10 protein-coding genes and 1 tRNA gene are annotated in these 9930 nt (G+C 49.8%); 8 read left to right on the top strand and 3 right to left on the bottom strand.

Annotated features, from left to right (window positions below; all coding sequences use genetic code 11):
• The first annotated feature begins 5 nt into the window (after positions 1-5).
• The 4 genes from NFS35_RS28065 (at position 6) to NFS35_RS28050 (ending at position 3536) form a co-directional block, all read left to right on the top strand.
• Positions 6-77, top strand: a tRNA-Asn gene (locus NFS35_RS28065).
• A 374-nt stretch (positions 78-451) separates the two neighbouring features.
• Positions 452-1141 (top strand): response regulator transcription factor, encoded by a 690-nt coding sequence (locus NFS35_RS28060; RefSeq protein WP_251210266.1) that lies wholly within the window; start codon positions 452-454, stop codon positions 1139-1141.
• The gene (locus NFS35_RS28055) at positions 1107-2525 is read left to right on the top strand and encodes a sensor histidine kinase (RefSeq protein WP_251210265.1); all 1419 of its coding nucleotides are present in this window, start codon (positions 1107-1109) and stop codon (positions 2523-2525) included. Before NFS35_RS28060 ends, NFS35_RS28055 begins: the two co-directional genes overlap by 35 nt.
• A 132-nt stretch (positions 2526-2657) precedes the next feature.
• Positions 2658-3536: a hypothetical protein gene (locus NFS35_RS28050; protein ID WP_251210264.1), complete on the top strand. Its 879-nt coding sequence runs from the start codon at positions 2658-2660 to the stop codon at positions 3534-3536.
• Between the two features lie 502 nt (positions 3537-4038).
• Here NFS35_RS28050 and NFS35_RS28045 read toward each other — a convergent pair.
• Both NFS35_RS28045 and NFS35_RS28040 read right to left on the bottom strand, forming a co-directional pair.
• Positions 4039-4461 (bottom strand): LysR family transcriptional regulator substrate-binding protein, encoded by a 423-nt coding sequence (locus NFS35_RS28045; RefSeq protein WP_251210263.1) that lies wholly within the window; start codon positions 4459-4461, stop codon positions 4039-4041.
• Entirely contained in the window at positions 4458-4916 is a 459-nt protein-coding gene (locus tag NFS35_RS28040; RefSeq protein WP_251210262.1) for a LysR family transcriptional regulator, read from the bottom strand. Before NFS35_RS28040 ends, NFS35_RS28045 begins: the two co-directional genes overlap by 4 nt.
• A 397-nt stretch (positions 4917-5313) precedes the next feature.
• Here NFS35_RS28040 and NFS35_RS28035 point away from each other — a divergent pair, with 397 nt between their 5' ends.
• A complete protein-coding gene (locus NFS35_RS28035) occupies positions 5314-6567 on the top strand; it encodes an MATE family efflux transporter (protein ID WP_251210261.1) in 1254 nt (417 codons plus the stop codon).
• 10 nt (positions 6568-6577) lie between these two features.
• The gene (locus NFS35_RS28030; RefSeq protein ID WP_251210260.1) at positions 6578-6976 is read left to right on the top strand and encodes a cytidylate kinase-like family protein; all 399 of its coding nucleotides are present in this window, start codon (positions 6578-6580) and stop codon (positions 6974-6976) included.
• 139 nt (positions 6977-7115) lie between these two features.
• Here NFS35_RS28030 and NFS35_RS28025 read toward each other — a convergent pair whose 3' ends face one another.
• The gene (locus NFS35_RS28025; RefSeq protein ID WP_251210259.1) at positions 7116-7502 is read right to left on the bottom strand and encodes a response regulator transcription factor; all 387 of its coding nucleotides are present in this window, start codon (positions 7500-7502) and stop codon (positions 7116-7118) included.
• 192 nt (positions 7503-7694) lie between these two features.
• Between NFS35_RS28025 and NFS35_RS28020 the strand changes: the two genes are divergently transcribed.
• Both NFS35_RS28020 and NFS35_RS28015 read left to right on the top strand, forming a co-directional pair.
• Positions 7695-8504 (top strand): alpha/beta hydrolase fold domain-containing protein, encoded by an 810-nt coding sequence (locus NFS35_RS28020; protein ID WP_251210258.1) that lies wholly within the window; start codon positions 7695-7697, stop codon positions 8502-8504.
• 190 nt (positions 8505-8694) lie between these two features.
• Complete coding sequence (locus NFS35_RS28015; protein ID WP_251210257.1) at positions 8695-9840, top strand: immunoglobulin-like domain-containing protein; 1146 nt, start codon at positions 8695-8697, stop codon at positions 9838-9840.
• The last annotated feature ends 90 nt before the right edge of the window (positions 9841-9930 follow it).

Here is a 9930-nt window from a genome sequence, read left to right as displayed (position 1 = left end):
GAGATTCCTCGATAGCTCAATGGTAGAGCACTCGGCTGTTAACCGAGTTGTTGTAGGTTCGAGCCCTACTCGGGGAGTTGGATAAAGCTTATAGACATCAAAGTTTGCGGTGATAAGGAAGTAATTTTAGATTAGGCGGTATAGCCCCGATTACAAGGGCTTTACCGTCTTTTCTTGCGCTCAATGAGTGCATATTCTTTATACACCTTGCTGTTTCGGTTGCGTGGCAGAAAGAAGCTTCATACTCTGCGGCCCCTCTATGATGATAAGCTCTTTTTCGTCCATGCCGTTCAGCATCCGGCCAATGTGTTTCCGGCACCCACTTTCGCTGCCTGGCATTTCAGTTGACAAGATTGCAGAATGGCTCGCGCAGAGGTATAATCAGCAGGAAATTTGAAAACTACACATTAATCACAAAATTCTATGATATGCTCTTTTCGGAGGTGGCATTATGCAAAGAATTTTAGTTGTCGAGGATGATTTGGATATTCAGGAATTATTAAAGAACTTTCTGCAGGAGGTGGGCTATGACATTGTTTTAGCGAATGACGGAGTGGAGGCCCTTTCCGTATTTTCCACCGCACAGTTTGATTTGGTACTGCTAGATGTGATGCTCCCTAAAATTGATGGTTTTGCTGTCTGTGAGCTAATACGCAAACACTCCAAGGTTCCCATCATCATGCTTACCGCATTGAGCGGCGAAGAAGAACAGATACGGGGGCTGGATTTGCAGGTTGACGATTACATTACAAAGCCTTTCTCCATGCCGATTTTAATTCGCAAGATTGCCGCCGTTCTGCGGCGGAGCGGCGGGCCGGGGGAAGATGAAAATAAAACGATCGCTTACCAAAACCTTGTTTTGGATTGTGACAGCTACACGGCCACGGTGGACGGAAGCGCTTATGAACTGACCCAGCGGGAATTTGAAGTGCTGAAAGAACTGCTGACCCATCAAGGACGTATCTTGACACGGCAAAATCTTTTGGATAAGCTGTGGCGGTATGACTTTTATGGGGACGAGCGCGTGGTTGATACACATATCAAAAACTTGCGGAAAAAGCTGGGCATTGATTTTATCCAGACAATCAGAGGGGTGGGATATAAAATTGATAAAGAAAATGAAAAGCAGTCTATATGCTAAGGTGTTTTTCATTACATCAATCATGCTGTTATTTGTATCGCTGTTAGTGTTCGGTCTGCTGGCATGGCTGATGCCACAGACCTATTCTAACAGGCTAAATATAATTTTAGATGAGCGGACACAAGAATTTATTGCGGAACTGGAACAAGTGCCGTTTTCAGAAAGCGGGGGCTTGTTTGACCAGTTTATTGCGAATACAGAAATCAATTCAGTCGAGTTGTACAACAGTGGAGGCGATTGGATTACATTACCCACAAAAGAATTTGACAATGAATGGGAGGGGAATATCGCACAAACGGCAGTCACTGGCCTTGGTGAAATCTCTCCCGTTTTATCAAACCAATACTATTTTTCTTTTTCTGACTGCAGTGACCGTTATACTCTCGTTGTCTATGGTGAGGCAGAACAAATTTCGGAACTACAACAATCCTTTATCCGCGTTTTTCCGATTATCTTGCTATTAGTATTGGCGATTGCCCTTGTCGTATCTTGGCTGTACTCTCATATGATTACAAAGCCCGTACTGGAAATCAGCCGCATATCCGAAAAAATGTCTGACTTGCAGTTGGATTGGACGGTTGATGAACAACGGACTGATGAATTGGGAACGCTGGGGAAAAGCCTGCACAGGCTGTCCCGCAATCTTTCAGCCGCCCTGTCTGATCTGCAAAGCGCAAACAGAAAACTTGAAGCCGATATTGAGCATGAAAAGGAATTAGAACAGGCCCGCACAAATTTCTTTTCGGCGGTTTCACACGAGCTGAAAACGCCTGTCACCATTATCAAAGGGCAGTTAGAGGGGATGCTGCTCGGCATCGGGGCCTACAAAGACCGCGAGAAATATTTGACAAGATCGCTGGAAATTGCGAATACCCTTGAAACAATGGTGCAGGAGATATTGACAATCTCCCGGCTGGAAACTGTGGGGGCGGATTTCAAAAAAGACTGTTTGGATTGTGTTCAGATTATCAAATCCTATTTAAGTGAAACCGAAGATTTAATTGCGGGAAAGGACTTGCAAATGCATCTCGATGCTCCGCCATCCGCTCTTATGGCTGGAAATAAACTGCTGATGGAGAAAGTGTTCTCGAATCTGATAGGGAATGCAATCAAGTATTCCCCGCAGGGAGTCTCTATTTATATATCTGTCCGCACAGAACATGGACAGATAAAATTTTCTGTTGAAAACACAGGGGCACATATCCCGGAGAATAGTATTCCGAAATTATTTGATGCGTTTTATCGTGTGGAGCAATCCAGAAGCCGTAAAACCGGCGGGAGCGGGTTAGGACTGTATATCGTGCAGGAGATACTGCGCCAGCATGAAAGCGAATGTACGGTCTGCAATACACAGGCCGGGGTAAAGTTTTCTTTTACAATTTGACAGACGCAGGAAAGCGGCGGGCGATTGCTCCGCCGCTTTTCAACTACACATAAATCACAAACGAATCCCAAACGTATCACAAAAAAAGGTGGTATTCTTTAGGTACACTCAAAGAAAGGATGGTGTTTTTCAATGAACACAAAGAAACTACTCGCCTTAGCCCTCGGAGGGGTACTGCTTGTGGGATGCCTGGCCGGGTGCAGTACCGCAGCAGCATCCCAAGGCGGAACCTCTCAACGCGGAACGACTTCCCTGCCGATGACGGAGGAATCCGGGCAGACTGTCGTTGCGTTTGCTGAAGGCAACGGTTCCTCCGCCGAAATTTCCTATGAAGAACTGTTCAAACCCTATGCGCAGTTTGGCCTGACATACGATGCCAGCAAAAACGAACTGACATACAATGGGAAAGCGGTACGGTGGTTTGAGGACTACTATACCGTGGAGAACGGGATGCAGGCCGGAAACGACTTTTTCAACGAGAATGGTGTGGTTGATGTATATGCTGTCCGTGACCTCACCAGCATTGTCCGCGCCGAAGATGGTTCTTTCGACCCCGGCGGAAAGCTCACTGGTGTAAAGGAGTTTTCGGCGGAAGAATTTGCCGCCCGTGACATCGAGGCAATCAAAAATCCGCCTCCCGTCGCTGCCTTAGCTGGTGACCCGCCCTCTGCAAAGGAACTTGAAGATATGGCAAAGGAATACGAGGCGTTTGGCGTCACCTATGACATCAAAAATGACCGGTGGTACTTCAACGGTGAAAAGGTTCGGTTTTTCCGGGATGTGCTGACCTCCAATGGCGAGGGGCTGACCAGCGGGAAATTCAAAGGGGCACTCCGCACGTTGGGGAGCACGGACGGAACTGTCGACATTTATACAGTCCGTGACTTTGCCCACCCGGACGCCTCCGGGAATGGAACGCTGACTGGCATTGAAAAATATAGTCAAGCGGAATTTGACGAACGCACCCAGAGAGAGGAACAAGCAAGCTCCGGCTTCTGTACCGTAGAGTAACGACTGCCGCACGACGAGGTATCGCTAAGATTTCTGCGGACTTTCGGACTGATTACAGTGATGTTGATTACATTGCCTTGCCTAACCTTTTGGGTGTAACAGGGGTATGGCTTGCGGTACCGATAGCAGAACTAATCACCATGATTGTAGCGCTGGTTTTTCTTCAACAGAACAGGGAAAAGTATCACTACGCATTATACGCATAAAAAGAAGATTTCCATGCTGTCCGGCGGTTAATAAAAAACCGTTGTGCGGCGGTAAAATCATCATGCACCAAAACAGAATATAAGCGGCAAAAGGGCGGTTTAATACCCCCTGCTGGGAAGAATGGGGTGAGAGAAAATCAGATATTCAACCTAATTTTCCCGCCGCCAGGGAGTATACAATGCTGGCGTGGGATTCATGGCAGAGCATAAAGATATAGCTGCAGGGGTTACATAGTTAATAAGTTACAAAGCTGAGTCCGGCCATATAGTATTAAAGCAATTGTACCGCCTCTATTCTATTGGAAAGAAGTTGTGGTCATGATAGAGATAAACTTTTTCAACAGAGGGTTTACCGCGTTCTTCCGATAGAAAATACCATAAGACAAAGGCTCATTGCCGGTGATTGGAATGATGCGGATGTCCGAACTGATGAAATGCATCCGCGGCAGGATGGAACAGCCATAACCGGCTCTTACCAGCGTAAGGAGAGCCTGCAGATTATCGCAGATGTAGATGGATTCCGGAGGGATATGCTGCGCGATGCGGTTCTGCATCTCCGCCGCCTTGAATGGAACTGCATAGGAATTGCAGACCACGATATTCTCCAGATACAATTCTTCTTTTGCCAGCTCTGTCCTGTCGGCGTAAGGGTGGGTATCCGGAACGATGCAGCACAGCGGGATCCGGAACAGCTCCTGATAGATGATGTCGTTTTTCAACGGAATGTCATCCTGAAATCCGAACAGCAGATCAATCTCTCCCTGGTAAAAAACCCCAGAATGGAACGGTGCGGTATCACCTTTAAAAACGGATACAGCTCCGGAATCTGGGCCCGGCATGATTTGAGGACTTTGCAGAGCAGGTCCAGGATTGCCTCGTCCGTGCAGCCGATGGTCAGGATCTGGATACTGGAGGACTGGTGCCTCTGAATTTTCCGCGATGCGGCGTCCAGTCTTCCGACTACGTTTTTCGCGTCCTCCAGAAAGCTGATGCCTGCCGGGGTAAGGGTCACCGTCCGGGTGGTGCGGTGCAGAAGCCTGGTTCCAAGCTCCTCCTCCAAAGAATGGATCTGCCTGGATACCGCGGACTGGGTAATGTTCAAAATTTCTGCCGCTCTGGCAAAATTCAGATTTTCCGCAACCTGGATAAAACTCTTTAATTGGTCAGTATTCATGGCGTCCACCTCGATTTCCGCGGGCAACGAGCCAAGGCCCTGCCTGCATGGACCTGGCGACTGCCGCAATAATCAAATATTTCGCAGTTTGCTGTGGAATATTTGATTATTGCGTTTTCGTCATTGATATACCATATTGTCAATTCACTTTCAAGAGGGAATGTGGTTTAATATAGCATATAGCCCGACAGGGTTATATGCCGAGAGTCTGTCAGTAATGGCCGGCATATTTTTTTAGATAAAGGTTAGCACTCGAAAAAGGAGAGTGCTGACAGCAAGAATTCAGGAGGTAAGAAGATGGATACAACCGTAACAAAAACAAATCCGCTGGGGACGGATAGGAAAGCTGATCCTTACGTTTGCTGTCCCCAGCATCATTTCCATGGTGGTCAACGCCTTGTACAACATTGTTGACCAGATCTTCATCGGTCAGGGGGTAGGGTATCTTGGCAATGGCGCCACCAATGTGGTCATGCCCATGACGGTGATCGCGATCGCGTTAAGCCTGCTGATCGGTGACGGAGCCGCGGCCTACCTGAGCCTGAAGCTGGGCGAGGGGGATGAAGAGTCAGCGGCCAGGGGCATAGGATGCTCTATTTCGGTCATGGCAGTGGCCGGCGTTGTCCTCTGCGTGTTGTTCAACCTGTTTCTGGAACCGTTATGCAGGCTGTTTGGCGCGACAGAAGACATCCTGCCTTACGCCATGGATTATGGACGGATCATTTCCTATGGGATCCTGTTTGCTTCCATTGATTCCGGCATGGCAGGCATGATCCGTGCGGACGGCAGCCCGAAATACAGCATGGCAGGGCTTCTGGCGGGCTGTATCACCAATATCATCCTTGACCCGATCTTCATCTTTGTGTTCCATTGGGGCGTGAAAGGAGCGGCCTGGGCGACGATTGCCGGGCAGATACTGAACGCCTTCCTGTATCTTGCCTACATTTGGAGATTCAAGAGCATTAAGCTGGATAAGAAGTGCTTCCGCGTCTCAGGGAAAGTGGTGGCGAAGGTCAGCAGCCTGGGCATATCCAGCTTTATCACGCAGATCGCCATTGTGCTGGTCATGGCGGTCACCAACAACATACTGGTATCTTACGGCGCGCAGTCGAAATATGGCGCGGAGATCCCCCTGACGACCATAGGCATTACCATGAAGGTGAACCAGATCGTCTCAGCTATCCTTCTTGGACTGGCAACAGGCGCGCAGCCGATCTGGGGCTACAATTACGGCAGCGGGCAGAAGGACAGGGTAAAGCAGGCATACCGTATCATACTTGCTGCGTCGACGATCATGCTGGTCCTGGCATTTCTGGTGTTCCAGCTCGCCCCCATGAGCATTGTCCGGCTCTTTGGTTCGGAATCAGAACTGTACAATGAGTTCGCGGTGAAATGCTTCCGCATCTTCCTTCTGGCGTGTCCGATCAACGGGCTGCAGATGGCGACAGGCATTTTCTTCCAGGCAATCGGAAAGCCGACACAGGCAACCGTCCTGTCCCTGTCCCGCCAGATCGTTTATCTGCTCCCGGCCACCTTGTTGCTGCCGCTGGCATTAGGGGTGGAAGGGGCGCTGTGGGCAGGTCCGCTGGCAGATGCGCTTGCATTTATCACGACTCTGATTATGTTGAAATTATATTGGAAAAAGATTTAAGGAGGCATCTATGGAAGGAAGGATTATCACCATAAGCAGGCAGTGCGGAAGCGGCGGGCACAGCATTGGGAGCGAACTGGCCAAAAGGCTGGATGTGCCGTTCTATGACAAGGAGATCATTGAGATGGCGGCAAAGGAAAGCGGGTTCCACAGGGAGTTTGTCGAGGAAAAAGGGGAGCATATGAACAGCAGCCTGCTTTTTAATATCGCCCGTTACGCGTCATATGGGGGAAGGGAGCGCTATGAGGAGTATCAGCCGCTGCAGGACCAGCTTTACTTTGCGCAGGTAAAGGTCATTAAGAAAGGCCCCTGTGTCATAGTGGGCAGGTGCGCGGACTATATCCTGCGGGACAGGAAGGATGTGCTGAACGCTGGACCACGGGCGGATCGTGGAGCGGGGGGACCATGAGAGCCTGCTGGCCAAGAAGGGGATGTATTATCAGCTTTATACCGGCAAGCTGGAGCAGGAGTGATCTGTTTGCTTGATTGTTGAAGTTTGAGGTAAGGCGCAGACGGAATGAAAATTTTCGAGTTTTCCGGCGCGTATTTCAAGCCGTTATCGAGAATTGTCCCCACTGCCTCGGCAGTCCGGCGCAGATTAAATCTGCGGGTACGCCGGCTGACAGCGCCTGTGCCGTTAACGTCTCTGCCGATTCCATGACGGGATGCACATTCTCCTCAATCAATCCGCCCTCCCGCAGGGCGTCTGTCAGTGCCGCGCGGGAGAGCACCCTGCCCGCGTTTTTCACAAGAACCGCCAGCAGCCTGCATTTCGCAGAGCCCGGACGCACCCTGGTACCGTCTGCAAAGAAATCCGGCGACGCGAAATCGGACTGATACCGTCGGTCAACATACAGATTGCTTCGCTTTTCTGCGCGTTCCGGCAAAGCGGTGATACGCTCTCTGAGTACCATCAAAGAAAAGGGCTTTTTCACGTAATCGCAGGCTCCGGCGCCTGTCGACCTATCTGAATTCCCTTGCCAGTAGAAAAATAATTTAACAGGAGTGTGTGTTTGTGGTAGAATAATGGTATCGAACCATTCGACAAACTGCAGCTTTATGTAGGAGGATTCATAGGATGACATTGTGTCAGGCTGTATATTTATGAAAAGAAAGCAGGTGTGAATATGAAAGTATGTGTGATGGAGAATTTGGCATATCAGGAGGAAGCAGGGACGGCAGGCATGCTGGATTTGTATCTGCCGGAGGGAGAAGTCTGCGGAGCGCTTTTGATTTTTTACCATGGAGGCGGCCTGGAGGGTGGAGATAAGGCCGATAACAGAGGCGTGTATCAGGAGCTTGCGGAGGCCGGTGTCGCGGTGGTGAGCGCCAATTATCATATGTATCCGGAGGCGAAATATCCGGCCTTTGTGGAGGACGCGGCCCGCTGTGTGGCATGGAGCCTTGAGCATGTGAAAGAATATATTTCGTTTGAGCGTGTGTTCATCGGCGGGATTTCCGCAGGTTCGTATCTGTCCATGATGCTTCATTTTCAGCCGCGGTTCCTGGCGGAATGCGGCGTGGAGGAAAGCGCTATAGCAGGATATATCTTTGACGCGGGACAGCCTACCGTCCATTACAATATCCTGCGCGAGAGGGGAATGGACACCAGGACGGTCCGGGTAGACGAAGCGGCGCCGATTTATTATTTGGACCAGGAGAGGCCGGAGAATAAGGATCAGAGATACCTGTTCCTCATTTCTGATAACGATATTGTCGGGAGAAAGGAGCAGAATGAGCTGCTCATGCGGACTATGGAGGCTTATCATTACGACAAGTCCCAGATGGAATACAGGATACTATGCGGATATGGGCATACGGAATATACCGGCGTGACGGATGAAGCGGGTAAATATCCGTATGCGGCGCTGTTATTGAACTTTATATTCGGGAGAATGGATGATGCAGAGGAAGAACTGGTATCGAAAACATGGTAATTTCTATCAGTTAAAAGTCGTTCTCCTGTTGGCATTCCACAGGCTCTGAAAGCGGGAAAGCCGTCAGGACAGGGGGATGCCGGAAGGTAGTAGATTCTTGAAATTTACCGAAACTTATCGTGCGGAAGAAACTTCTTTTGGGCTCTTTCGTCTATTTGGATAGAGGCGTGAGAGAAAGGGGCGGATGGATATGAAAAAAAGGAATATGATTCTGGCGCTGGCACTGGGGATGATATTGGGCGGATGCGGGAGCAGGGTAGATGCCGGTACGGGGACGGCAGTTAAATCCGGAAAAGAAACCGGCATACAGAATGAGAGCGATTTGAATGCGGAAAATCAGGGAAAGTCTGAAGCAGGCACCGCGGGCCTTGAAAAGGGCGGCGAACCGGCAGATGGCAGCGAAGAGGCGGCAGGGAATGCGGGGGCCTCCGATAACGGTGATGAGTCCGGCGGCAGCAGCGGCGGGCCATCTGACAGCGCCGGGGAATCTTCCCCCAATGACACAGAAGAGGAGCAGAATAAGGAGACGGCAGCAACAGAGGTGACCCAGGGCGGCCCATATGGGGAGATATCCCTGAGGGTGCCTGATGGCTGGAAGTATGAGACATTTCCCATGGACAGCGAGGAACTGGTAAGCGGAGATTACGGAATTCATTTTTACCCGGAGAGCGCGGCGGAAGGGTTCATCGAACTGGCCTATATCAATTTCTTTGGTGTCTGCGGTACAGGGCTGCAGGAGGAAACCGTGAACCTGGCGGGAGGACCTGCCAATATCGGCACTTATGACGGCCATGAATACTGGGATTTCATCAGCTTCAGGGAGCAGAATGACGGTATGGTGGCATTGGCATATTCGGTGGAGGGCTGGTGGGAGGAGTATGGGGATGACGTGATGGCGATTCTCGACACTCTTACTTTCAAGCCGGATGTGAAAGAGGGCGGCGCATATATTTTTAAAAATGAGTCTGAGAAGCTGGAGATCGGGCTGTCTTTTTCCCTGGAAAAAATATCTCCCACCGGGGCGGTTCTTGTATACAACCAGTTTGACGGAAAAGCGCCCACAGGAGAGCTTCAGGACGGAGCTGACTTCGTGCTGGGGCAGTACCGGGACGGAAAATGGGAGGAAGTGCCGGTAGTGGTCGAGGGGGCCTATGGATTCAATTCCATTGCCTATATGATTCCCAAGGAAGAAGTGACGAAAAGGGAGCTGGACTGGGAGTGGCTGTATGGACAGCTTCCAGCCGGAGAATACCGAATCGGAAAGACGGTCATGGATTTTCGCGAGACGGCAGATTATGACAACTATGTCATTTATGCATATTTTATTCTGAACTAAGATAGAAAATTGCTTCATTGTAAAATAAGATGCGACAAGGGCAATATACTCTAAAGCATCTTATTTTTAACAGAAAATAAGAGAGTGCTA

Origin of the sequence: Acetatifactor aquisgranensis (assembly GCF_943193215.1) — a bacterium.
GTDB classification, from domain to species: domain Bacteria; phylum Bacillota; class Clostridia; order Lachnospirales; family Lachnospiraceae; genus Acetatifactor; species Acetatifactor aquisgranensis.
Note: the sequence above shows the minus strand (reverse complement) of the source record. Positions and strands in the feature narration are given on the sequence as shown.

Excerpts from the sequence above, each read along its gene's own strand:
- NFS35_RS28060 (WP_251210266.1), top strand. The coding sequence starts at position 452 with ATGCAAAGAATTTTAGTTGTCGAGGATGATTTGGATATTCAGGAATTA.
- NFS35_RS28050 (WP_251210264.1), top strand. The coding sequence starts at position 2,658 with ATGAACACAAAGAAACTACTCGCCTTAGCCCTCGGAGGGGTACTGCTT.
- NFS35_RS28040 (WP_251210262.1), bottom strand. The coding sequence starts at position 4,916 with ATGAATACTGACCAATTAAAGAGTTTTATCCAGGTTGCGGAAAATCTG.
- NFS35_RS28030 (WP_251210260.1), top strand. The coding sequence starts at position 6,578 with ATGGAAGGAAGGATTATCACCATAAGCAGGCAGTGCGGAAGCGGCGGG.
- NFS35_RS28020 (WP_251210258.1), top strand. The coding sequence starts at position 7,695 with ATGAAAGTATGTGTGATGGAGAATTTGGCATATCAGGAGGAAGCAGGG.
- NFS35_RS28015 (WP_251210257.1), top strand. The coding sequence starts at position 8,695 with ATGAAAAAAAGGAATATGATTCTGGCGCTGGCACTGGGGATGATATTG.